Source organism: Amycolatopsis umgeniensis (assembly GCF_014205155.1).
GTDB lineage: Bacteria > Actinomycetota > Actinomycetes > Mycobacteriales > Pseudonocardiaceae > Amycolatopsis > Amycolatopsis umgeniensis.
In genome coordinates this window covers 9,177,400-9,202,618 of sequence record NZ_JACHMX010000001.1, presented here as the reverse complement: position 1 = coordinate 9,202,618, position 25,219 = coordinate 9,177,400, and the positions used below count along the sequence as shown (strand labels likewise).

Below are 25,219 nucleotides of genomic sequence, written 5' to 3'. Positions count from 1 at the left end.
CAGACCCTACTGGATAGGGCGAGCAGGTGCGCAGTCGGCCGGATTCTCCTCGAGATTGGCGACAAGCCTTCTCGGCAGGCCCAGGAGGAGACCGGCTTCCTCGTCGGTGAAGCCTTCCAATGCCTGATCGTTGGTCTCGAACAGCGCCGAGTTCACCTGCTGGAGCTTCGCCCGGCCGCTCTCGGTCAGGGAGATCAGGGTGACCCGTCGATCGTGCTCGGCGGGGATGCGCCGGATGAGGCCGTCGCGGTCCTGGCGGCCCCCACCCGGCATTCGGCCGAGAAGATCGGGACCTCGCGAGCCGGTCGGCCGAGTTTCTGACCATCCACATGAGACAAGCGTTTTGCCGCCAGGAGCGACGTGGGTCACATAGTCCATTGTGGATAGACAAGGCAAGGGGCTCGCGATCCATTCAGCGGATGGTGTCACTCTCCAGGTACGGTTGATCGGCCCGAGCTTCTCGAGGAGTTGACGACGCCGACACGGAGGAACGGTCCCATGACACGACCCGAACCGGCCACGAAGAATCCAGACAAAGGGTACGTGGCTCTTTTAGGGTGGAGCCTGAACGCCGTGGAGGCGCTCGACCGGTTCGATCGACGGTACGTCGTCGTGGCGCCGGACTGGGCCGAGAAGTACTGCGTGGAACACGATATCCCTTATCTGCCATGGAATTTCGAGCGGCTCAACGATCGCTCGCTGGAGATCGCCGAGACGCTGCAGCGCGAAGGCGTCGACGTCGCGATCCCGCTGTTCGAGGAAACCGTGGAGTGGGCCGGAGCGATCAACTCCGTGCTGCTGGACAACCCGCGCCTGTTCGGCCAGGCCATGCTGCTGCGGGACAAGTCCCTGATGAAGCGCCGCGCACAACTGGGCGGGATCCGGGTCGGGATCTTCGAGGAGGCCCACGACCGCGACGACGTGATCCGGTTCCTGAAGCGCGTCAACCAGACGCTGCTCAAGCTCGACGGCGATCCGAACGACCCGATCCACCTGAAGGCCTTCGACAAGGCCGGCTGCCTCGGGCACCGCATCGTCCGCACCCCCGACGACGTCGACGCGATCCCGGAGGAGGAGTTCCCGGTACTGATGGAGTCGCATCTCGATGGCTGGGAATTCGCCGTCGAGGCGTGGATCCACAACGGCAAGATCAAGTTCCTGAACATCTCCGAGTATGTGACCCTGGGTTACTCGGTGTTCGTGCCGGCCACCCCCGAGCTGGAGCGGTACCGGCCGCAGATCACCGCGCAGATCGAGAAGCTGATCAAGACCTTCGACATCGAGTTCGGCTTCGTGCACCCGGAGTACTTCGTCACGAACGACGGTGAGATGTACTTCGGCGAGGTCGCCTACCGGCCGCCGGGCTTCAAGGTGTTCGAGCTGCTCGAACGCGCCTACGGCTTCAATGCCTACCAGGGGCTGGCGCTGGCTTTCGACCCGAAGACGACCGAGGAAGAGATCGATGCCTTCTTCCCGCGGGAGGTCGAAGACGCCGCCGGGGTCGCGGGCTGTTTCGGGGTTTACCCGCGCCGCCGGGTGGTCAGCGAGCTGCGGATCCCGCCGGAAACCGAGGATCACGACTACTACGAGTCACACGACCTGTCGGCTCCGCTCGAGGAGACGGTGACCAAGCGGACAGCGTTCGGTACCCACTGGGGCCTGTTGTACTTCTTCGGCGAAGATTCCTATCGGATGCGAGACCTGCTGAAGCAACAGGAAGAGTTCGACTTCTACGTCTGAGGGCGACCCCGGACCAGGAGACCGACCCGAGGGAAGCCTTTGAAACCGAACGGCGATGTTCCCGGCGCGACCACCACGCTGGACAAGCGTGTGGCCTCGCTGGACGACGCGATCAGGGCGATGGCCGAGACCCGCGACTTCGGCAAGCACACCAAGCTGCGGCGGATGCTGGAGGCGCTGCGGCGGGTGCTGGTGCAGCCGGGCGGTGCCGGGGCGGTCCAGGTCAGGGCGCGGGCGCTGGAGGAGGCGGGACTGTTCCTGGGGACGGACTGGGCCACTCCGGAGATCCTGATCCCGGCGCTGGTCGGACCGGGACTGCACGCCGGGGACACGGACACCGTGGTGATGGAGGCCTGCAGCGAGCTGCGCACCCTCGCCGTGGCCCGCGGTGACTACGCGCATCCGACCTTGTCGGCCGAGGACGCCCGCGCGTTCCTGTCCCAGGTGCTCGCGATGAATCTGGAACTGCTGTTCACCCCGCCCACCGAGGCCGAGCGGACCCAGCAGGGCCGGACAGCGCAGCTGATCAGGGACCTGTTCCGGCACGTCGCCGACGAGATCGGCTACGAAAGCGTGCTGGACAAGCTGGTCGAGGAGATCTGGCGGATCCTGCGCCAGCGGCCGATCCAGGTCGACCAGGTGCAGTCGCTGATCACCCGGATCGCGGTCTACCGCGGGGATCCGGAGGTCGACCTCGGCAACGCCTCCGGACAGGGCATCGATCGGCTGATCAGCGCCCTGTTCGGCACGACGGAGGCCTGCCGGGAGGATCCGGGCACCGCGGTCTTCCGGTCCCGGCTCGAGGCGATGGACGACGGTGGCCTGCAGTACGAGGCCACCGGGTTCGCCAGGGCGATGCACGACACCGGGCTGGTCTCGCCGTATCACGCCGAGCTGCTGCGGTTCCTGCGGCACAAGAGCGACTATCTGCTCGGGGAGGCGCTCGGCCTGTCCGATGTCGGCCGCACCAGTCTGCTGCGCCACCGCGACCTGATCCACCGGCTGATCGAGGTGGCGGTGCACACGCAGACCGCCCAGTGCGTCTACGGGCTCGCGCTGCTTCTCGACCGCGGCATCCTGTACGCGCCGCCGATGGTGCCCGCGCTGTGGCGTCAGCTCGGGCTGGAGCTGTCCGAGCCCGCGCGCGAGCGGCTGAGGACGGTGTTCGGCGACGAGCCCGGTCCCGAGGCGCGGCTGCTCGCGGGCGTGCTGTCGATGCTGGGCCTCCCGCTGGGCGTCGGCCAGGGCGACAACCCGACCTGCCAATCGGCCCGAGCGCTGTCGATGTGGGCGTACAACGACCCGGACTACCTGCTGCAGATCGTGGTCTGGGCGGCGCGGGACGACGAGGTCGTCATGCACTTCGAAGGCCAGCGGATCTCCTCGAACGACAGCGCCGGCGGCCTCGCGAGCGCCCCGCCGGCGGACCTGGACCCGGTTTCGCTGCTCGTGGTGCCGCATCTGGACCGGATCTACGCCGAGATGGGGCGCCGCTGCGTCGGCAGGCCCGGCGATCCGCACCGCTGGGTCAATCCCGAGTTCCACGGCTGGTGGACCGCGCGCGGGTTCCGGATCAACGTCGACGTCGAGACCGGGAACCTGATCGAGCTCGACACCTTCCTGCGGCAGTTCCACGCGAGCTACCACCCGGCCTACAACGGGGGACAGCCGCTGATCCATCCGCAGCCCGCCGGGGTCGCCGTCACCGACAGCGCCGCCCGCTACGTCGGCTGGCACGCGATCACCATCCTGCGGGTCGCCGCCGATCCGCAGGAGGTCACCCGGGTGTACTTCTACAACCCGAACAACGACAGCGGCCAGGACTGGGGCGACGGTGTCGTGGTCTCGACAGCGGGCAACGGCGAGCGGTTCGGCGAGGCCTCGTTGCCGTTCGACCAGTTCGCCTCGCGGCTCTACATCTTCCACACCGACCCGCTCGAACACGGGGAGCAGGAGAAGGTGCCTCCCGAGGACATCACACGGATCGTCGACTACATCGAACGGAGCTGGGGCGCGAACCGGCTGCCCGCACGCGGACTCCAGGCCTCGAAGGCACCGCAGGAGCAAAGCCCGCCAACGGAGTGAACCCGTTGGCGGGCTTCGGCTTCCAACCGACTTCAGCCGGTGACGTCGAGGTGCGCGGAAACCGGGGTGGGTTTGGGCGCCTTCCCGCCCGGCCGGGGCTTGTCGGCGGGCTTCGTGGGCGGTGTGTCGCCAGGGGACTTGGCGCAGGTGGACGACGCGATGTCGAGAGTCTGTGTCTTGCCGAGGATCTTGGCCGACACGGCGGTCACGGTGAGCGTGCCGTCCGCGTTCGGAGTCTGCTTGTTCACCACCAGTTCGAGCAGCGACGCCAGCGGGACGGTGGTGTTCGGCGGGACCTGGTCGAGTTCGATCGTCTTGCCGCCGACCTTCAGGTTCGCGATCGACACCGAACCCTTGCCGTCACGGCATTCGGACTTGACGACCCCGGCGCTGAGGCCGGGCAGCGCGGCTCCGGTGGGCAGAACGCCGAGGTTCAGCGAGAGGCCGACGACACTCGATTTCGCGTGCCCCGGCTTCACTTCGGCGTTCAGCGCCTGTGCGCTGATCAGTGCCGGGCCAGGGTTCGGCAGTGCCACCGAAGCGAGCGATTCCTTGCCTGGCCCGGAAACGGCGGGCGTGCGGGGGATCTTGACCAGACCGGACGCGGCGAGGGCGTACGCGGACTCGGCCGGGGCGGCCGTGGCGGGAGTGGCGGCGAGGACGAGACAGGCCGCGGCCGTGCAGGCGAGCACGCCGGTTGTACGAGGGGACAAGGAACTTACCTCCATGATTTCGGGTATCAGGTGATCTGCACGACGGTGCCGAGCGGCAACTCCACGAGGCGGTTCAGCGCCTCGCGGGTGACCCGGATGCAACCGTCGCTGGTTGCCTTGCGAACGAAGCTTTCGTCCGGCCAGGTGTGCATGCCGACCGTGCCGGGCCCGCCACCGAAGGTTTCGTGCGAATCGGAATGGCTGCTCAGCGGCAACACGATCGGGCTGTAGGTGTTCACGCTCTCCTTGATCGAGGCGAGGATGAACGCGCGGCCGGTGGGCGTGGGGTGCTCGGGCCTGCCGGTGCCGATGGACCACGAGCCGGCCGGCTTGCCTCCTTCGAGGATTTCCAAGCGGAACTCGCTGAGGTCCACCGTGACCTGGAAATCGTTGTGCGCCGATTCGACGGTTTCCGGTGTGGCGTGCAGCCAGCCGGTCGCGCCGTTGGGCCGTACCGGCAGCAGCACCTGTGCCCAGTCGCCCTGGCGGGCGATCACCGGAACCCACGTCGGCGAGCCGATCTGGGTCTCCGGCAACCGGGCGATCGGTTCCGCGCCCGGGGCGCGGTAGACCGCGGCGTCCGTCGTCGGGTGCAGCACTTCACCGCCGGCGGGGAGCGGGGTGGCCGGGTCGGCGGGTGCGGTTTCCAGCTTGCCGAAGGTGTTCGCTTCGGGCAGTGCGGCCAAGGCCTCGGGTGACGGCGGCAGCGCGGCGACGGGGGCCTCGGCCGCGCCGCCTGTGCCGGTGCCGCAGCCGGACAGCGGCAGCACCACCAGCACCATGGCGAGGAGCGCATGAACCGCACGAGGGCGTGCGCCACCGCAAGAGGTCTGCTGTTCGGTCATTCAGTGCCTGTCCTTGCGCAGAGTGATCCGCAACGGGATGTGAATCCGGAATGGACATCTCTAACAGTCAGGCAGTGCGTTAATCAACGAACACGATAGGTGATCAGACCGAATCTGCCTGGGGTTTTCCAACGTTTTCGCAGGTCAGGCGCCTCCGGGTATTTCACTCGATCAGGGCGAAACAGCGAATTCGGTAACACTGGGCGAAACACACTCTGTGTGGCATTCGATGCGTCCGTTCGATGGGTGGCGGCGAAAAGTCCGGCCTCGATGATCACGCGGAGTGTTCGTGGTCGCAGCGGCAGACCGGTACTTGCCTACCCGCTGGAACCGGATGTCGTCTCGGTGAGCCCGCGGGGCTCGTGCCGGGTGCTGGTGTGGGCGAGCGGGGAAGAATCGGGACGTTCAACGTCCTCGCCACCAGCCCGATGTCGCGAAACCGGCACGGGCGAGCGACCCGATACGTCACCCTTTGCCTTTCCTCTCAGTAGCATTTCCCGAGATCCGGACGAATCCATCCGAACAATCGCGATTATTCCTTTTATAAAACGCGCTGCATTGTATTAAAAGCCGAATCCCAAGAGGACAGAACTCCCGGGTCGAGGGCTCGCGCGCGCCCGGCAATGGGCCTGGTTCCCCAAAGGGCAGACTTTCGCCCCTCGATTGACCCCGGCCGACGCGGGCGAGCATGCTCCGATGCGTACCACGTTCGCTGGAGGGAAACCTGTGGCTTCCGAGGAAATGCGAGATCTGAGTCATCGGGTGGCGGGGGAATTCCTCGGACGGCCGGGCATAACCGGTGTCGGTGTCGGCGCGAAGATCGTCGACGGACAGCCGACCGGGCAGGTCGCCGTCACGGTCTTTGTTCGGGAGAAACTGCCTCGGGCCGCGCTCGACGATGCCGACGTGGTGCCCGCCGACGTCGGCGGGGTGCCGACCGATGTGCTGGTGCTCCGCGATCCCCGGCCGGCGGGCGAGCCGATCGGCACCGTGTATCCGAAGGACGACGACACCTTCGTGGACAACAAGCGGCACCGGCCGATCACCGGCGGGATGGCCATGCGTGGCAGCCTCATGGAGGGCAACGTCGGCACGCTCGGGTGCCTTCTGCGCGCCGTGCAGGATCCGAACCAGGTGTACGCCCTTACGTGTCACCACGTTCTCTCCCGGGTCGATCCGCAGTACAACAGCAAGGGTCAGGTTTTCGACCTCACGGTGGCGCACGGCCCCGTCGTCGGCACGACAGTGTGCGGGCAGAACGACCTGAAGACCCACTCGACGTGCGCGGAGGGAATCTTCGGCCGGTACGCGGGCGGCGCGGAGAACGCGGACTGGGACGCGGCGGTGGCCCGGCTGGACGGTGGCACCAGCTATCGCTACGACATACGCCGTGCCAGTGTGGCCGCGGGCGAGGATCCCGGGGACGACGACGTCGCCGTGACGGGAATCGCGCCGCCTCCGACCGATCAGCAACTCGCGGCACGCAGCTACTTCGTCCGCAAACGCGGCGCGCGGACCGGGTTCACCGGCGGGTTCGTCATCGCGGCGCACTGCGAGATCCTCTTCCCCGGCGGGCCGCCGGACGGTGGCGCCACACGGGTGTGGGCGCGCGACGCGCTGGTGATCGCCCCGCATCCGAATCCGCAGGTGCCCGCCGACGAGCACAACCACTACCTGGCGGAAGGCGACTCCGGGTCGGTCAGCGTGGACACCTCGAACCGCGTGCTGGGCCTCAACTTCGGCCGCGCGCTCGCCGGGGTGATCAAACCACCCCTGCCGAGTCCGCCGGACCGCACGTACTTCGGCCTCGCCTTCCCGATCACCACGGTGCTGGGCAAGTTCGCCGGACTCGGACTCGACCTGACGGTCGGCACCGCGACCGAACCGGGGCAGACGCATACCGTGCCGGGAAGGCCGACGGTCACCACCCTCGTCGACGGGGAGCGGGTGGTCGTCCCCGTTCCGGCCCCCGCCGCGGTGACCACCGTGGCGGGAGCGGCACCGCCGGGTGCGGGGCGACTCGCCGCCGACCTCGCGCAAACCCCTGGTGGGCGCGAACTCCTGGACTTCTGGCAGACATACGCACCGGAGCTACGACGTCTGGTCAACGCCGACCGGCGGGTCGCCGCCGCGTGGCATCGCAGCGGTGGGTCGGCGGTCTACCAGGTGCTGCTGCGTGGGCTGAGCGAGCAAACGCTGACCATCCCGGCGACGGTCAACGGCCAGCCGTTGCGTCAATGCCTCGACCGGCTGCACGACGCCCTGCGTGCGGCGGCGGGGGAGCAGTTGAGGGCGGCGCTGGACCGATTGCGGCGAAGGCTTCCCGATCTGGCCGGATCGACCTATCCCGAACTCATCGCCGCACTGTCTCGTCCGGTGACCGAAGCGCAGGTGCGCCATGGACACTGACTCCGACTTCCACGCCGCCGTCCGGCGGGCGGAGGAGACATTGCTCCGAATTCCCGGCGTGCACGCCGTCGGTGGCGGAGCGAAACGCGCAGGCGGTGTCAATCAAGGGTTTCTGGCCATCCAGGTGTACGTCGAACGCAAGCTGCCGTTGTCCGAGGTGGCACCCGACGAGCGCGTTCCGTCCACTGTGGAGGGTTATCCGACGAACGTCGTCACCATGATCGACCGGCGGTACGCGGCGCTGCCCGAGCCCGCGCCGGGTGAGCCGCTGGGCAAACGGGAGCCACCCCCCGAGATCGACGCGCAACTCGCGGACGACGTACTCGCCGGCGGCGGACCGATCGCCAGTCGGCTCGAGGACCAGTACCGGGGCAGCATCGGTCTTCTCATGGAGGACGTCGCGGCCCCTGGCAAGAAGATCTACGTGCTGACCTGCTTCCACTCGCTGTGCAAGCTCGCCGGGATCGAAAACAACCAGCAGGTCATCGAGGCGCCGGTGCGGGAGAAAACCGTTGTGGGACAGGTAGACCCGAACGGGAACTGCTCCTCGTCGCACTGCTGCAACGATGGGCACGGCGAGTTCTGGCAGGGCGACTTCATCCCGCACAGCTGGCGGGACGTGGCACTGGTCCGCCTCCGGCCAGGTACCAAGTACATCGGCGGCATCAAAGAACTCGGTCCTGTCAAGGGAATCGCGCCGAATCCCACAGAAACGCAATACCTCGACGACAGCTATCTCGTCCGCAAGTACGGGAACAGGACGGGAAAGACCGGGGGCAGGATCGTCGACTTCGTCCGAAATCCCGCCGCCGGACCGGTCGTGCAGTTCGTCGTGATACCGCACATTCCCCAGGGCACGCCACCGGACTCGGTGTACTTCGGCATCCCAGGAGACTCCGGCGCCGCCGTGGTGACACCCGATGTCCGGGCGATGGGCATCGTGACGGGCGTGGCGAAGTTCGAGGCCAAAGAGTTCTTCCCCGGGGCGACGGGCAGCGTGAACGGGACGTTCGTGGCGCCCCTCAACGCGATCATGATCCAGCTCCGCGACAACGTGACCCCGAAGTACAACGTCACGCCGGTGCTGGCCACCAGCCCGACGGACATCCGGACCGTGCCTGCCAACCTGACCGCGTTGTTCGACGGCGAGGAGGTCCCGGTGCGGATGCCGAGTACCGCGGCCGTCGCGAGCCGGGACACTCCGCTGCGGCCGACCGAGATCGGTGTCCGGGTGCGGGACGACCTGTCCGGCAGCCCGTTCGGGCGAGAACTGGTCGCGTTCTGGGAACGGCACGGTGCCGAACTCGTGAACCTGGTCAACCACGACAGGCAGGTGATCGCGACCTGGCACCGCAGCGGGGCTTCGGCCGTCTACCAGCATCTCGGCCGGTTGCCGGACATCGACGCGGCGGCACGGCTTCCCGTCATGGTCAACGACGAGCCGTTGGCGGATTGCGTCACGCGGATGCACGCCGTCCTCGCCCGCCGGGGCAGCGACGAACTACGGGCGGCGCTCGACGATCTGGTCCCTCGACTGCCGGAGCTGGCGGGCCTGAGCTACCCCCGAATTCTCGCCACCTTCGAAGCGACAAGGGTGTGAGCATCCATGGCGGACAGAGCGGGCACGGTGGAACAACTGGCACTCGAACTCGCCAGGGCGATCGCAGCGCTCGGCGACCGGATGGTCGGCGAGCGGCTGCTGGACCTGCTGGCCGAGCTGGGGACCGTGTTCCCGCCCGCGCTGGTGGCGAACGCGCAGGTGCGGGCCGCGCAGGACTCCGTGGCCACGGTGGCGAAGACGATGGCGCCTGCGGCCGCCGCGCTGGAGTCCGCGATCGCGTCGGGCGACACGGCCGGGATCGTCGCGCGGAGCGCGGAACTGCTGACCCGCTGCGGCCAGATCGGGCAGGCCTACCTGGCACTGGGCACCGCCATCGGCACGGTCGGGCCGACACTGCCCGGTGTCCCCGCGCAGCAGGTCGCCGATCTGGTGGCGGACCTGCCTCGAAAGCTTCTCGATCTGGCCATCCTGCACATCGTGGATCCGGCCCACCGGCTGACCGGTCTGTTCGGGTTGTTCGGCCTGGCGGACGTGAGCAGGTTCGACGCCGATCCGGCGAATCCGGCGAGCATCGATCACCAGCGAGTCCGGCTGCGACTGGATCAGCTGCCGTCGTTCCTGGTCGACCCGATCGGTCAGTTGGGTAAGCGATTCGGCTGGGGTGGCCCGGTTCCGGACGGCGAGAAGCTGCTGAAGGCGCTGCGGGATCTTCTCGAAGCGGCGCGGCTGCCGGTGCTGTTCGTACCCGCGGCGGGTGGGCAGCCCGCCCGGCTGGAGGCATGGGCTGTCGACCTCACCGTCGACGGCGACGGGCTCGCGATCAGCGTGGTCATGCCGATCGGTGTCGAGGCGGACAAGTCCGTCGAAATCGTCGCACCGCACTGGATCGCCGAACTGAAGGCGTCGGGCCTGCTGCCCGCCGGGACCACCGGTTCACTACGGCCCCCGTTCCGGTTGACACTGAAACCACCGGACGGCGCCGCGGAACTGCGCGGTGAGGTGTCGATCCGGGCCACCCCGACGGAACCGATGCTGCTGCTCGGTGTCGCGGGTGGCAGCAGACTCGAAATCGGTGGCGTCGAACTGAAAGCCGGTCTCACGCTGGCGTTCGTCGACGGCCAGGTGACCGGTGTGCCCAGCATCGAGGGCGATCTGACCGGCGGCAAGCTGGTGATCGACGCCGAATCCGCCGACGGGTTCATCAAGACCCTCTTCGGTGGCGCGCGCCTGGAGGCCGGGTTCGCCACCGGGTTCGCGTTCGACCCTGAGCACGGGCTGCGGTTCCATGGCGGCGCCGGGCTCAGGGTGCAGCTTCCGGTGCATCTGCGGATCGGCCCGGTCGACGTGCACGCACTGCAGATCATCGCGACGCCGGGTCCTGACGGCGTGCCGGTGGAACTGTCCGCGAACCTCACCGCCGCGCTCGGCCCGCTGACGGCGGCTGTCGAACGGGTGGGTTTGACAGCCGAAGTGAGCTTTCCCGAGGGTGGCGGCAACCTCGGCCCGGTCGACGTGGCGTTCGGGTTCAAGCCGCCGACCGGCGTCGGCCTGTCGATCGACGCCGGCATCGTCGCGGGCGGCGGTTTCCTGTACTTCGACCCGGAACGCGGCGAGTACGCGGGCGCGCTGGAGCTGATGTTCGCCGGTTTCGTCGAGGTCAAGGCGATCGGCCTGATCACGACCAGGATGCCGGACGGCACGGCCGGGTTCTCGCTGTTGATCGTGCTCACCGCCGAGTTCGGGTCGGGTATCCAGCTCGGGTTCGGGTTCACACTGCTGGGGGTCGGCGGCATCCTCGGGCTGAACCGGCGGATGGACTTCGACGCGTTGCTCGAGGGCGTGGTCAGCGGATCGATCGAGTCGGTGATGTTCCCGAAGGACGTGGTGGCGAACGCGCCGAGGATCATCAGCGATCTGCGGAAGTTCTTCCCGCCGGAGAACGACAGGTTTCTCGTCGGGCCGATGGCGAAGATCGGCTGGGGCACGCCGACGCTGGTCAGCGTTTCACTCGGGGTGATCGTCGAGATCCCGCCGGGCAACGTCGCGATCCTCGGTGTCCTGGAGTGCATCCTGCCCAGCAAGGACCTGCCGCTGCTGGTGCTGCGGGTCGACTTCATCGGCGCGCTGCAGGTCGACCGCTCGCGACTGTGGTTCTTCGCGAAGCTGTTCGACTCCCGCATCCTCACCATGACCATCGACGGCGGTATGGGCCTGCTCGTCGACTGGAGCGACAACCCCGAGTTCGTGTTGTCGGTCGGCGGGTTCCACCCCGCGTTCACCCCACCACCGCTGCCGTTCCCGGTGCCGCCGCGGCTGTCGGTCGACATCATCAACATGCCCGGCCGCCTCATCCGGGTGTCCGGCTATTTCGCGGTCACCAGCAACACCGTCCAGTTCGGCGCGAAAGCCGAGCTGCGGCTGGGGTTCGGCGGCTTCGGCATCGAGGGGCACCTCAGCTTCGACGCGTTGTTCCGGTTCTCCCCGTTCTCGTTCGTCGTGGAGATCTCGGCGGGCGTTTCGCTGAAAGCATTCGGCGTCGGGTTCTTCAGCATCGACCTGTACTTCCAGCTGTCGGGCCCCGCACCGTGGCAAGCGCGCGGTCGCGGTTCGATCTCCTTGCTGTTCTTCGAGATCTCGGCTGACTTCGACATCACGTGGGGCGAGGAACGCACGACCACTCTGCCGCCCGTCGCCGTGCTCGCGTTGCTGGAGGGGGAGCTCCGCAAGCTCGATGGCTGGCAGACCAGGCTGCCCGCGGGCGGGGCCGACGCCTTGGTGACACTGCGGCCGCTCGACCCGGGTGACGACCTCGTACTGCATCCACTGGGCAGTCTTTTCATCCACCAGCGGGCCATCCCGCTCGACGTCCGGATCGACCGGGTCGGCGCGCAACGGCCCAGCGATGGCAAACGGTTCACGGTCGAGCCCGCCGTCGGCAGTGGACTGGTCAAGCGGTCGGCGACCGATGACCAGTTCGCCATGGCCCAGTTCCAGGACATGGACGACGCGGCCAAGTTGTCCCGCCCCGGCTACGAACACCAGGAAGCAGGGCTGGAACTGGTGGCCGCAGACGGCGCGCTCGCGTCACCGAGGGTGGTGCGGCGCAGCGCCCGCTACGAGATGTCGATCATCGACAACGAGGCGCCGTCGGAACCCCCGGCGGGTTTCGCCGTGCGAGTGGCACGCACCGGTCCGAAGCTGTACCGGCCGCCGCCCGCGGTGTTCACGCAGTTCCTGGCGAACAACAGCACCTCTCGGTCACCGTTGTCGCAGCAGGAGGCAAGGCGACGGCAGCCGTTCGCCGCCGAGGACACCGTGCAGGTCATCGGTGATCGGTTCGTCGTCGCGTATTCGCGGAACAATCACCAGGCGTTCCCGCCCGCGAACGCGAGCACGACGGCGTCGGTTTTCCGCAGCGCCGCTTCCGCCGAGGACGCCATGGCGGACTGGATTTTCGCGGATCCGTCACTCGCCGGGCAGCTGCACGTGTTGCGGCAGGCCGACGCGAGCGGCAGCGTGGCAGCCGAACCGGGTGTGTGGTCGGCGGCCGGGTCTCCACCGGCCGCCGTGTCCGGGACCGAAGCGGTTCGGCTGTCCAGCGGCGCGGTGCTCGTGGCGGGTGGCGCGGACGCCACCGGCACGGCGGTCGCCGCGACGTCGGTGTTCGACCCGGTCGCGCGGATCTGGACGACCGGGACCGCGGCGCTGTCGGTGGCTCGACGCGGGCACACCACCACGAAGGTGACCGGTGGCCGGGTGGCCGCGGTCGGCGGGCGCGGTACGAACGGCGACCTGCTGGCGTCGGCCGAGGTCTTCGACCCCGCGACCGGCGCGTGGACCACCCCGGCGAGTGGGCTCGCCGCGGCGCGGACCGGTCACACGGCCACGTTCGCGGCAGGCAAGCTGCTGGTCGCCGGTGGCACGGACGTCCGGGGCGCGGCGCTGGCGTCGGCCGAACTGTTCGATCCCGCCACGTCGGCCTGGACCGCGACCGCGCCGATGAGTCACGCCAGAACCGGGCACGTCGCCGTCCTGCTGGACACCGGCGCGGTGCTCATCGTCGGTGGCGCGACCGGCGACCGGGCACTCGCGTTCTGCGAGCTGTACGACCCGGCCAAAGGAACGTGGACGGCGACCGGCGAACTGCTCACCCCACGCAAGGGCCACCAGGCGACCCTTCTGCCGAACGGCCGGGTGCTGGTCACCGGCGGCGACGCCGTGCCCGCCGTTCCGTACCGGGTCGAGAGCCTGGCGTCGGCCGAGGTGTACGACCCGAAAACCGGGGCCTGGACACGCGTCGCGGATCTGCCGGGTGGCGGCCGCAGCGGACACCGCTGTGTCCGGACCCCGCACGGCGCCGTGGTCGTCGGTGGTGTCGGCAGGCCTCGCGCCGTCGCCGGATACCGGGACGCCGTCTTGTTCGACGCGACGTCCGGCACGTGGACGACGACCGGCGCACTCGCCATCGGGCGCTGGGACTTCCCTGCGCTCGACCTGGCCGATGGCCGGGTGTTCGTGGTCGGCGGCCGGGCACTGTCCGGTCCCGCGGCGCCGGCGGCGGCCGAACTGGCCGCCACCGCCGAGGTCTATCTGCCATGAGAGGAAACCCTCGATGACCACCGTCATACTCGCGGCCGACGCGTGGTCGGCCGCCCCCCAGTACGCCGTGGCCGCGCGCTGGCACGGCCAGCACGACACCGCCGTCGTGTTGAAGGACGCCACGAAGGTCCTCGTCGCCGGCGGTGCGGACGCGGCGGGAGTGAGCGTCAAGCAGAGCGCCGTCTTCGACCTGACGGCCGGCACCTGGAAGGCGGCGGCACTGCTGGGATCCGCCCGGCAACTCCACACGCTGACGCCGCTGCCGAACGGAAAGGCGCTGATCACCGGCGGCCGGGTCGGACCGGCCGGGGCGCCGCTGAACACCGCCGAGGTGTTCGACCCGGAGGCCAACTCCTGGCAGAACGTCGCACAGAACATGGCCGACGGCCGCTGGGGACACAGCGCGGTGCCGCTCTCGAACGGGAACGTGCTCGTCGCGGGCGGCATCGGTGCCCGGCCCGGCGGCGGACTGATGGCCTTGCGGTCCGCCGAGGTGTTCAACCCGACCGCCGGGACCTGGACCACCGTCGAGAACGGGATGACCGACGCCCGCGCCGGGCATACGGCGGTCGTCCTGCAGGGCGGCGCGAAGGTGCTCGTGTGTGGCGGAAGTGTGCCGATCGGTGCGGCCGACGACGCGGATCTGGCGTTCTGCGAGCTGTATGACACAGCGACGGGGAAGTGGCAGCCGACCGGGAGCCTGCATCATCCACGCAGCGCGCACACCGCGACAGCGTTGTCGGCCACCACCGTGCTGATCACCGGCGGCCGCGCGCCGGGAGCGACCGCCGAGGGGTTCGACCCCTTCGCCCGCGCCACCGCCGAGGTGTACGACCTGGCCGCCGGGGCGTGGCAGGACGTCGCCGCCATGCCCGCGGGCCGGGCGTCGCACCGTGCGGTCGCGATCGCCGAGGGGAAGGTGCTGGTGGTTGGTGGCGCCGACCACCCCGCCAACGAGACCGGATATCGCGGCGCGCTCCAGTTCTCGGCAGGCGCCTGGACCCCGTACGCCGGGCTGCTCGAGGGCCGGTGGGCGTTCTCGGCGGCGGCGTCCGGCGCGAAGGTGCTGGTCGCGGGCGGGATCACCAGGACCGGGCTCGCGGCCGCGGAGAAACCGGTCGAGCTGACCACGACGGCCGAGCGGAGTGGCGCATGACCGAGGGTGCTTACTCGTTCCTGCCTTGGCTCCGGGCGGGGTTGTCCACCAGGATCGTGGATCCGCCGGGGATCGAGAGGGCGACGATCCCGGTGCTGCTCGAACTCAACGGCGACCCGCTGACCACGGGTGGCAAACCACCGCACGCGCCGATCGAGCAACCGGTGCAGCTCTACGGCCCGGGTGACGTGATCGGGGTGGATCCGCGCGCGATCTCGCGGACCGAGCCACAGGCGTTCTCCACCGACTTCGAGCCGAACTACCTGGCGCATATCGAGTTCTACCAAGAGGATTTCGCCTGGCGCTACAGCCCGGACCTGCCCGACGCGGCGACCCGGCGGCTCGCCCCGTGGCTGGCGCTGATCGTCCTCGCCGACGGCGGAGAGTCCGGTGTCGCGGAGTTCGACGAGGGCGTGGCATCCGGCAGGCCACTGCCGTTCATCACCGTCTCCGCTCCGGAAGCACTGCAACCGCCCGGAGAACTGGGCGCGTGGGCGCATGTCCACGTCAACGGCGCGCTCGACGACCCGCTGGCCATCGACGATCCCCTCGCGATGGGCACGTCGCTGTCGAACCTCGGCAAGGTCCTCCGGGACGCCCCGGACAGCGCCTGCTGCCGGGTGGTCTGCCCTCGCCATCTGAAGGCCAGCACGAAGTATCACGCGTTCCTGGTGCCGGCGTTCGAAACGGGACGGCAGGCAGGACTCGGTCTGGTGCCCGCGGACATCCCCGCGACGACACCGAGCTGGGGCCCGGAAGAGAGGCCGCTGTCCGGTCAGCTCCCGTACTACCACCGCTGGACGTTCGTCACGAGCACCAAGGGCGATTTCGAAGACCTGGTGCGACTGCTGAAACCCATCGAGGCCAAGGACCTCACCGGCCTGCGCGACATGGATGCCCACCGCGCCACCGACTTCGCCCTGCCGGAACTGACCACGCCCACCAAGCCGAGCGGTGTGCTGCGGCTCGGCGGCGCGCTGCAACTCGTCGACTCCGACACGATCCTCGACGGACACGAGAACTGGGACAACTACTACGGTCCCCAGCCGCCGCCCGCGCCGCCGCTGCCACCCATGCCGCCTTACCCGAACGAGTGGCAACGGGCCATGGCCGGGCTGATCAACCTCGCCGAGAGCTACCAGCACCAACCGGCCGCCATCGCGAACGCCGAGCTGTCGGCGCAGGTCACGAACCTCGCCGCGCAGGTCGACCCGGTGATCACGCCACCGTTGTACGGGCGCTGGCACGCACTCACCCCCACGCTGATCACCCGCCCGGACGGCACCGCGATGCCACCCGCCGAGCTGCACAACTGGGTGCACCGGCTCAACCTCGACCCCCGCTTCCGGGTCGCCGCGCATTTCGGCACCAAGGTCATCCAGGACCGGCAGGAAGAACTGATGGCCTCCGCGTGGGAACAACTCGGTGAGGCACAACGGGCCAACGCCCGAATCCGGGCCGCGCAACTGGCGCGGGAAATCGGCAATGTCCTGCATGCCAAGCACATCACCCCGCAGGCCGGGGTCGTGCCGTCGGCGGCCGACGCGGAGCCGCTGCGCAACGGCCGGGCGCTGACCCTCACCGCGCCCGCACACCCGAAGGTCCTCGACGTGCCCGGTCGGGCCGCTGTTGCGGGCGAGACGCTCGCCGTCGGGTTCAAGGTCTCACAGAGCCGCGTCGCGTCGGCTCCCGTGTCGCCGACGATGCGCCGCGTCACCCGCCCCGGCGCGAGGCTGGTGAAGACGCTCCGCACGTCACTCGACACTCTGGTGACCCGGATCGACGAGAAACAGGTCTCCGCCGCGCCGACACTGCCGACCCCACCCGGTCTGATCACGCCGGCACAACTGGCCACGCGGCTGCCCGCGACCACCGCCGCGGACGGTGTCCTCGCGCAGGCGTTGCGGGAGGTACACGAGGGGTTTCGGGCGGCCGCCGCGAACGCCGTCGACGAGCGGCCGAAGCTCCACGTCACCGACACGACCACCTCGGTGGTGACCGGCCTGAACGCCGACAAGACCGTGATGAACAACATCGTCGCGGCCATGAACCTGCCCGACCGCCTCGCCCGGAAGGACGGCGAGTTGACCGAGGTCATGGCGTACCCGGTGTTCGACATGCCGATGTACGCCGAACTCGTGCGGATGTCGACCGACACGTTCGTGCCCAACCTCGGTCAGCTGCCGCCGAACTCCGTGACCCTGCTGGAGAACAACCGCCGCTTCATCGAGTCCTACCTCGTCGGCCTCAACCACGAAATGGCCCGCGAGATGCTGTGGCGGGAGTTCCCGACGGACCTGCGTGGCACGCCGTTCCGTCAGTTCTGGGATCCGCGCACGGCACCGGCGAAGGCGGGAGAGGAACCCGCCGCAAGACTGGAACGGCTGTATGACATCCCGCCGATCCATCGGTGGGGACCGACCGCCCGGCTCGGCGAAAACCCCAATCCCCAGCCGAAGCCCGGCGATCCGCCGCGTACCAACGACCTCGTGCTGGTGATCCGAGGCGAGCTGCTGAAGAAGTACCCGAACACCGTCGTCTACGCGCACAAGGCGGCGTGGCCGGATCTGCCGGACATGCCCGGGAAACCCGACAAGAGCGGAGAGCGCGAGCTCGCGAAGCTGCCGGCCGGCGAGGACCCGCCGCATGAGCTGGTCCGGCTGCCGGTCTACGAGGCCAAGGTCGAACCGGACATCTACCTCCTCGGCTTCGATCTGGACGCCAGGGAGGCCCGCGGCAAGGGGGCGAACCTCGGCTGGTTCTTCGTGCTGAAGGAATGCCCCGGCGAACCGCGGTTCGGGGTCGACGAGGATCGGCCGGGCGAGGAACGGCTGGTCGAGGTGTGGAACGACCTGACCTGGGGCCGGGTCGATCCGGGCGCGAGCGGGTTCATCCGCTTCGACGCGGGTGCGCACGTCACGCTCGACCCGTTCAACGGCGACGAGAACGACCAGGAGAAGAAACTCCAGCGCCGCGACGACGAAAAAGTCAAGGTTTGGCAGTCCGACGTCAGCTCGGCCGACGTCGCCTACATCCTCTTCCAGGCGCCGGTTCTGGTGGCCATGCACGCACAGGAGATGTTGCCGGATGACCCCGCTCAGCCTTGACTTCCCGGTGCTGCTCGGCCCGATCCGGGTCGAAACCCGGTTCACGCCGACACATCTGCTGATTCGCGTGTTCCCCGACGAGTGGTCGGTGAACAAGTTCGAGCCGAGGCCGACTCAAGCCGAGGTCTCGGCGCTGGACGCCTACTGGACAGGCGTGTGGGCGTCGGGTGGGCAGGCGGTGGGGGAGCAGGCCGCCTGGCACGAACTGGTCGCGCGGATCCCGGCCGGACGGGCGGGCTGGCTGGTGCGGAACCGTCAACCGGGCAACCCGACCGAACGCCCACTGGGGGTCGAGGTCGGTACTGCCGTGCTGGTGGTCGTGAGCCCACAGCCGATCCCCGTGGCCGACCGGCCGCCCACCACCACGTACTGGACGGCCGTGTGGCGGGCACACGGCGACCGCGGGAAACTGCGGGACGCCGAGATCGCGTTGCTGGCGGCCGTGGGAGCGAGCCGTGCCGCCGCCATCCGAGGCCGCCGTCCGTCGGGTGTGGACAGTGCGCCGAACACGCCCGGAAACAACGTCGTAGTGGCGTTCCTCGTGCTGCCGACGCTGCCTGCCGACCAGATCGCGCCGCAGTCGTGGACCGTGGCCGCGACCGCGGCGTTGCTGCCCGTCAAGTTCACCTTCTTCGGGTACGTCGGCACCGCGCGGGTCTTCGCCGAACCCGGTCTGCCCGTGCGGCAGGACCTCGCGGTCAGCCCGGACCCGAAGGAACCACCCGCCACCCAGCTACGCATCAACGAACAGGACGGCACCCTCTTCGTGCCAACGGCCCTGGAGTGGCTCACCAATTTCGACAAGGCCGTCGACGCGGGCATGGGCATCCGGATCAAGCGCACCGCCGACTTCCCCGGCGGGCTCGACCGCCTTGTCGTGCTCGGGCTGCGCGAACAGGCGACGCCGGAACAAAGCGCGGCCGCGTTCGGCAAGCTGCTCGAAGACCAGCTGCACAGTCCCGCGGGATTCGCTTTCCTGCCGCAGGGCACGCCGACCAACAACTCCGAGGAACTCCCCGCCGGTCAGGACCGGAAGACCGAAGCCGAAGCAGGCCTCGCCACCCTTGCCGGGTTCACGGCCGCCGCGGCGGACTGGAGTACCAAGAGCGACGGCGCGTGGTTCGCCGAACTGCTCGGCCTCGACCCGGCGAAGCTGGCCGGTGTGCCGAACGCGAACGGCACCGACCGTCGTGACGCGCGGGCCGCCCACACCGCGCTGTGGCCCGCGACCTGGGGCAACTACCTGCCCGCGTTGCTGAACGGCGTGCTCACCGGGGAGCAGATCGCGCAGACCCGGGAGTTCTTCCTCGCCAACGTGTCCGGCCGGGGGCCCTTGCCCACCGTGAAGATCGGTCGTCAGCCCTACGGAATCCTGCCGACGACAGTGTTCTCCAAGCTCGTCTGGCCCGCCGCCACCCCACATCGCACGGCCCTCAACGCCGTACTCGCGACGGCCACGGCCGACTGGCGTACCGCGCTGAAACACGTTGCCAGCCTGGACAAACCGGGCGCCGACCGGCACCAGACGCTCCTCGACATCCTCGCACTGCACCCGACCTCGGCCGAATTCCGGTTCCGGTACGCGGAAAGCGCGGAGGCCGTCGCCGGGCAGTCCGACATGGACGAGGAACTGGCCCGGCTCACCTCGCCGTTGCGGGAGGTGCTCACCCGGCTGGGCGCCTCGCAGGACACCGACCCGGACCTGCTGCGGCGACTGTTCGCCGACGACGCGCACCCACTGCTCGCGCCGGTGGTCGACGACCGGCCGCTGTCCGAGACGAAACCGATCCGGCCCTACACCATCGACAAACACGACTACCTGACCTGGCTGGCGACCAGCGACCTGAACACGATCCGCGAAGAACTGGGGTTCATCGACGACCTGCCGCCGGACGCTTTGCTGTACTCGCTCGCGCGGCATGCCGTCCTGCTGGGGTGGGCCGAAACCGCACGCAGGCTCGCGCTGGCGACGCCGGGCGCCGACGTGCCGGACATCCGCGACGCACCGTTCGTGCACATCGGCCCCGCGGACCAGAGCGAAAGCCGTTACCGCACGCTTTACTCGACCGATCCGGCCATCGACCCTGGCCGGCCCGTGCACCAGCACATCCGGTCGATCCTGGGCAGTCATCCCGCCGCCGGGGACCAGACGGAGCAGATCGAGGCGCTCAAGATACTGGCCACGCTGCCGACGGCGCGCCTCGAGCGGGTGTTCACCGAACACGTAGACTGCGCGACCTACCGGCTGGACGCGTGGCGGCTCGGCCTGGTCAACGAACGGCTGGCCGAGCTGCGCTCCGGGCCCTCGGCGACACGCGGCCTGCACCTCGGCGCGTACGGCTGGCTGGAGAACGTCGACCCGAACCTGGAACCGGTCACGACCGTGGAGGTGCCGGCCGATCTCAGGGACGTGTTCGGCAGCGATCCGATCCCGCAGGACAGCCACAACGGCGGCTACATCCACGCCCCGTCACCCGCGCATGCCCGCACGGCGGCGGTCCTGCGCGCCGGTTACGTCGCGAACGCGGCACCGGGTAAGGAAAACGTGTTCGCCGTGAACCTCAGCTCCGAACGGGTCCGGCTCGCGCTGACCATCGCCGACGGAATGCGGCAGGGCCAGTCGCTGTCCGCGTTGCTCGGCTACCGGTTCGAACGCGGCCTGCACGACCGCAGGGCGGGCCTTGACGCGCTCATCTCCGGCATGCGGCTCAGATTCCCGTTACGTGCCAACAAGATCGAGGAGACCAAACCCTCGCCGGACGATCCTGCCGTGCCCACGAGCATCGAACAGGTCGAAGCCCGCAACGTCATCGACGGGTTGAAGTTGCTGCGGCGGGCGAACGAGTTGCGGGCGGCGCACCCGGAGACCGAGAACGCCGACGACTACCCGTTCGAATACGACGACCTCAAGCCGGCGACCGAGCAGCAGATCCTCGACATCCGCACGGAGATCCGCGCGCTGCGAAACGTGCAGGACGCCGTGGCCGACCTCGCTGTCGCCGAGGGTACGCACCAAGCGTTGCTGGGCAACACCGAACGCGCCTCCGCCGCACTGGATGCCTACGCGAAGGAGGGATTGCCGCCCGCGACGATGATCGTCGAGACACCACGCAGCGGCACCACCCTCACTCACCGGCTGGCGCTGCAGTTCACCCCGAACCTCGGCCCGGACCACAACGCGCCACTGCTGGGCCACAACCCGCCGAGAGTGCAGGCGGAACCGGCCGTCAACGACTGGCTGCCCGCGGTCCTGCCGAAACCGGAGAACGTGGTCGCCCGGGTGAGCTGGACCGAACCGGACGGCTCGCCGGACCACCGGGACGTGACCCAGCAGGAGACCGGGCTGTCGTCGTTGGACCTGTTGTTCGCGTTGCGCCCGGCCGACGAGGCGGCGATGACCGATCTGGACGACCGGATCATCGGCGTGGTGGCCGACAAGGTGAAACCGCGTCCGGACCGGGTGCTGAGCATCGACTACACCCAGCGGGTGGCGAACAAGGTCAGCTTCTTCGAGCTGTCCCCGCTGGTCGCGGCCGTGCGAACGCTGGTGACCACGTCCCGGCCGCTACGGCAGAGTGACCTCACCCCGGCTGCGGGGAGCGCGACGGTGGACCGCGCGGCCGACGACAACGTGACCCTGCCACGGGAACGGCCCGCGGCGGTGCTGGCGTCACTGACCGACCTCGTCGACGAGGACGTGGCCGACTTCGTCACCGACCTCGGTGCGCTCTATCCGAAGGGACAGCAGCCGTCCCGCGCGGCTGTGCTCAGCGGCATCGACAACTTCCTGGCCCGGTACGCGAAACTGGCCACGGCGTCGGCCGGGTTCGGGCTGCCACGCAGCGGCTGGGGTGAGCTGACGGTGTGGCGGCGCGGTGTGTACTCCGACCTGCTGACAGCGGTCGCGGAACTGGCGGCACGGATGACCACCGCGCTGACCGCCGCGAATCTGCTGCTGGCACAGTACGAAGACCTGCCCGGTTCGACCCCGGACGAAGACCGGTTCACCTTGCTGGAGAAGGCCGAGCGGCTCCTGACCACCAAGCCACAACCGCGAACGCAGACGCCGTTCCAAATGCGTTCACGAGTGCGCGGCCTTCGCAACGACTTCAGCTTCAAAGTGGACGCTCTGAAGCGGCAGGCCGACACCACGAAGACGACGTTGAGCGGACTGCTGAGCGAAGTGGCGGGGAACCTTCCACCCGCGGACTACGATCCGCTCGGCGTCGACCTGATCCCATTCCAGGACCAAGTGGTCGCGTACGGGCAGGAACTCCTGACCAGGGCGCGGACACTGTCCGACGAGCTCTCGGCTCGCCGCACGGTGGCGACCGCCGCGCTCGTGCGCTACGACCAGGCCGCCACCAGCCCGGACAGGGTCCGCGCGGGCACCGACGCACTGAAGGCGTTGCTCGGTGAGGACGTGCTGGTGGTGCCCGAGTTCACCGCACCGACGCCGGTCATGCAGCAGTGGCGCAAGGCCCGCACCGACAGCGACAAGCTCATCGCCCACCTCAACGCGAAACGGGACTTCCCGGTCGACGACTGGCTGCACGGGATGGCGAGGGTACGGGACAAGCCGAGACTGTGGGAACAGACAGTGCTGCTCTCGGACGCGCTGCTCGGCCCGGGCGGCCTGCTCGGCACCGGCATCTTCGGCTGGGTGGAACCGAAGCTGTCGCCGATCCAGTTGCCGTATGTCACCGGTGACCGTTGGCTCGGCCTGGAGTTCGCGCCGGGCCCGAACCCGTTGAAGGAGGAAGACCGCCTGCTGTTCACCGCCCACTACGCGACCAGCCTGAACAACGACCGCCAGTGCGGGCTCGTCCTCGACGAGTGGACCGAGGTGATCCCGGCCGAACGCGAGACCACCGGCGTGGCCATGCACTACGACGGCCCGGACGCGGAACCACCGCAGGCGATGCTGCTGGTCGCGCCGCCGGAGCGGATCCCGAACGGGACCTGGTCGGCCACCGACCTGGTCGACGCGATCGCGGAAACGTTCGACCTCGCGAAGATCCGGGCGGTCGAGCCGGCGCACCTCGATGAGACGCCGCTGGCCCACCTGCTCCCGGCGACCATCATGTCCGCGACCCGGCAGATGACCGTCGGCACCGACCTGGCTCAAGCCAACGAGCGCTGGAGGGCCCGCCGATGACCTTCGCCGACGACCTGGCCGCCCGCCGCACCCCCACCGTCGGGGTGTGGAACCGCTTGGAAGGCAGGCCACGAACCACCGACTTCACCCGCGCGTTGCGGGCGGAGATCCGGGATCCACTGTGGATGCTGACCCGGCAGTGGCAACTGGGCGAGTTCCAGGGCACCGACGGCGGTTCGCCGGTGACGGCGACCTACTCCGTGGCGCAGTCGCGGCCGAGCCGTTTCCGGCCCCTCGACGGTCCACCCGAGGACCTGCCCACCGACCGTCCACTCGAGACAATGGCGGAACGCCGCAAAGTGCCGTTCACCTACGGTCCGGAGAAAATCGGCTTCGACCTGCGGGTGGCGATCGGCCGTCGCTGGTTCAAACTGCTGGGCAGGGCCGGACTGCTGGGCAACATCGTGTTCAAATTCGAGGAGCAGTACGCGACCAAGTACCCGATCGCACTGCCCGCCAAAGAGGCCGTCACCCAGCGGGCGAACCCGGGCGTGTGGGCCACCATGCAGGCCGTGGCCGGTCGCCGCATGGACGGATACCTGCTGTATGAGTTCTTGAAAGGCGGGGGTGTGGCGGACGCGGGGATCAGGACGATCCCGCTACTGCACCACGCGGCGCTGGTGGACGCGGGCAACCGGCTGGTGAACTGGTTCGATGCGTTGATCGACCAGCCGACCGGTGACGGTACCTGGGATCCTCGCAGGCTGGAACACCGGTTCTCGATCTCGGCGTCAATGCCGGGCGGGGCCGAGAAAGTGCTGACCGCCCAGGAATATCCAGGCGGAGAACTCGACTGGCACGCGTTCTCGGTGGATGCGGACTCGCCGATCGGCGGCGGGCGCCCACCCGAGCCGCGGCTGTCGAGAACGGTCTTCCCGGCACCGGTCCGCTATTCGGGAATGCCGCTACCGCGATGGTGGGCGCTGGAAGACGGAAAGACGAACTTCGCCGCGGTGGGTTCGGACAGCACCGACCTGGCGAGGCTGATCTTCCTCGAGTTCGCGCTGGTGTTCAGCAACGACTGGTACCAGCTACCTTGCGACCTACCCGCGGGCACCGTGGCCCGAATCCGCGGCTTGACGGTGACGGACGTCTTCAACCACAAGGAATGGCTGACCCCGGCGGGCGCGGGCGCCGACGAAAACTGGCAACGGTGGTCGATGTTCACCCTGGACACCATCGGCACCGACGACGTGCCCGCCGACACCGACCTGTTCCTGCCGCCGAGCGTGCCGAAGGTGGCCGTGGGCCCGGTGCTGGAAGAAGTCCTCCTCCTCCGCGATGAGAACGCCAACCTCGTCTGGGGCATAGAACAAACCGTCCGTATGCCGACCGGCGAACCCCGCCGAGGCAGCGAAGCGGCCGCGGAAATAGTGGCGTACCGCAGTCGCCCACCCGCCACGGCGCCGCCGGCGGCGGACGACCCACCTCGGGCAGCCCTGTCCTACCGGGCGATGAACAGCATTCCCGAACACTGGATCCCGTTCATCCCGGTACATGTCCCGAACGACAACCGAGAGATTCAACTGCAACGTGCGGCGATGCCCAGCGTCGTCGACGGGCAGCCTGTCCGCCCGAGGACCAGTCTGTTGCGCGCGGGATTCGATCAAGGGCAGCGGTACTTCGTCAATGAAGAGGAGGTCCCGCAGTCGGGTACCCGAGTGACTGTCGCCTACAACAGAACCCGCTGGCGAGACGGCCGCGTGTCCCTCTGGCTGTCCGCCCATCGAGGTGAGGGCCGCGGCCAGGGTTCCAGCGGCCTGGGCTTCGACCTGCTCGTCAAAACCGACCTGCCGAAATGAGCCATCCCGAGTTGCGTGGTCTGTCGGCGCGCGAGGTGACCAGG

Annotated in this window: 12 protein-coding genes; 9 read left to right on the top strand and 3 right to left on the bottom strand. The window is 68.8% G+C overall.

Annotated features, from left to right (window positions below):
• Positions 1-6 precede the first annotated feature (6 nt).
• On the bottom strand, positions 7-273 hold the full coding sequence (locus HDA45_RS41950; protein ID WP_184905118.1) for a helix-turn-helix domain-containing protein: 267 nt from the start codon (positions 271-273) through the stop codon (positions 7-9).
• Between the two features lie 225 nt (positions 274-498).
• On the opposite strand from HDA45_RS41950, the gene HDA45_RS41945 reads away from it, so the two are divergent.
• Positions 499-1,740: an ATP-grasp domain-containing protein gene (locus HDA45_RS41945; RefSeq protein ID WP_184905116.1), complete on the top strand. Its 1,242-nt coding sequence runs from the start codon at positions 499-501 to the stop codon at positions 1,738-1,740.
• Positions 1,741-1,779: 39 nt separating this feature from the next.
• Entirely contained in the window at positions 1,780-3,825 is a 2,046-nt protein-coding gene (locus HDA45_RS41940; RefSeq protein ID WP_184905114.1) for a hypothetical protein, read from the top strand.
• A gap of 32 nt (positions 3,826-3,857) precedes the next feature.
• Here the strand turns inward: HDA45_RS41940 and HDA45_RS41935 are convergent, their stop codons facing one another.
• Positions 3,858-4,538, bottom strand: a complete 681-nt coding sequence (locus HDA45_RS41935) for a choice-of-anchor P family protein (RefSeq protein WP_246480959.1) — start codon at positions 4,536-4,538, stop codon at positions 3,858-3,860.
• Between the two features lie 26 nt (positions 4,539-4,564).
• Positions 4,565-5,383: a L,D-transpeptidase family protein gene (locus HDA45_RS41930; RefSeq protein ID WP_184905112.1), complete on the bottom strand. Its 819-nt coding sequence runs from the start codon at positions 5,381-5,383 to the stop codon at positions 4,565-4,567.
• A 741-nt stretch (positions 5,384-6,124) separates the two neighbouring features.
• On the opposite strand from HDA45_RS41930, the gene HDA45_RS41925 reads away from it, so the two are divergent.
• From HDA45_RS41925 to HDA45_RS41895, 7 genes are read left to right on the top strand one after another with little or no spacing between them, the layout of a single operon-like run.
• The gene (locus HDA45_RS41925; protein ID WP_184905110.1) at positions 6,125-7,792 is read left to right on the top strand and encodes a hypothetical protein; all 1,668 of its coding nucleotides are present in this window, start codon (positions 6,125-6,127) and stop codon (positions 7,790-7,792) included.
• On the top strand, positions 7,782-9,392 hold the full coding sequence (locus tag HDA45_RS41920; protein ID WP_184905108.1) for a chymotrypsin family serine protease: 1,611 nt from the start codon (positions 7,782-7,784) through the stop codon (positions 9,390-9,392). Before HDA45_RS41925 ends, HDA45_RS41920 begins: the two co-directional genes overlap by 11 nt.
• Before the next feature lie 6 nt (positions 9,393-9,398).
• Positions 9,399-13,952 (top strand): DUF6603 domain-containing protein, encoded by a 4,554-nt coding sequence (locus HDA45_RS41915; RefSeq protein WP_184905106.1) that lies wholly within the window; start codon positions 9,399-9,401, stop codon positions 13,950-13,952.
• A 13-nt stretch (positions 13,953-13,965) separates the two neighbouring features.
• Positions 13,966-15,108 carry a Kelch repeat-containing protein gene (locus HDA45_RS41910; protein ID WP_184905104.1) on the top strand — a complete coding sequence of 381 codons (1,143 nt, stop codon included), beginning with the start codon at positions 13,966-13,968 and terminating at the stop codon, positions 15,106-15,108.
• Positions 15,105-18,215: a hypothetical protein gene (locus HDA45_RS41905; protein ID WP_184905102.1), complete on the top strand. Its 3,111-nt coding sequence runs from the start codon at positions 15,105-15,107 to the stop codon at positions 18,213-18,215. The genes HDA45_RS41910 and HDA45_RS41905 overlap by 4 nt, the downstream gene beginning before the upstream one ends.
• Complete coding sequence (locus HDA45_RS41900; RefSeq protein ID WP_184905100.1) at positions 18,196-23,373, top strand: hypothetical protein; 5,178 nt, start codon at positions 18,196-18,198, stop codon at positions 23,371-23,373. The genes HDA45_RS41905 and HDA45_RS41900 overlap by 20 nt, the downstream gene beginning before the upstream one ends.
• On the top strand, positions 23,370-25,175 hold the full coding sequence (locus HDA45_RS41895) for a hypothetical protein (protein WP_184905098.1): 1,806 nt from the start codon (positions 23,370-23,372) through the stop codon (positions 25,173-25,175). Before HDA45_RS41900 ends, HDA45_RS41895 begins: the two co-directional genes overlap by 4 nt.
• Positions 25,176-25,219: the final 44 nt, after the last annotated feature.